1 protein-coding gene is annotated in these 517 nt (G+C 33.3%); it reads right to left on the reverse strand.

Going from position 1 to position 517, the window contains the following annotated elements:
- Positions 1–41: 41 nt before the first annotated feature.
- Positions 42–455: a transposase gene (locus NF27_RS11800; RefSeq protein WP_084212816.1), complete on the reverse strand. Its 414-nt coding sequence runs from the start codon at positions 453–455 to the stop codon at positions 42–44.
- Between the last annotated feature and the right edge of the window lie 62 nt (positions 456–517).

Below are 517 nucleotides of genomic sequence, written 5' to 3' on the forward strand. Positions count from 1 at the left end.
CAAATCAAAGTTAAAGTATATTTTCCCTTTACCCATGTGAGTTAAGTGAGTTTTAGAGATTGAGGCATGCCCAGGTTAGTCATTTTATTAAGTATATGGCAACCAAGTAAAGTCTCAACATCTTGGTTATCCCATTTCCTAGATCTAAGCTTAGCTCCTATAATGCTTTTATATCGATAAATAGTATTTTCTACAATTTCCCTCCTTCCATACTTATTTTTATTACGCTCCACATGGTAACCTTTTTCTTTAATATAGTTTATGGTATCAGACCTAGGTTGTGTATAAGATGTCTTGGCACTTTTGGGAGGTGCTATTGTAGCTTTAATACCTTTATTTTCTAATATAATATACGTATTGTTACTATCATAGCCAGTGTCAGCTAAAACCTCAATTGTCTTGTCTATATCTGCGCTTTGTATTAATGATTCTAAATATTTATGGTCATCTGTTATATGGTTGGGCTTGCGCCATACTCTTCTTTTTACTTCTCCTCAATGCTTAAAAACTAACTAGC

Source organism: Candidatus Jidaibacter acanthamoeba (genome assembly GCF_000815465.1).
GTDB lineage: Bacteria > Pseudomonadota > Alphaproteobacteria > Rickettsiales > Midichloriaceae > Jidaibacter > Jidaibacter acanthamoebae.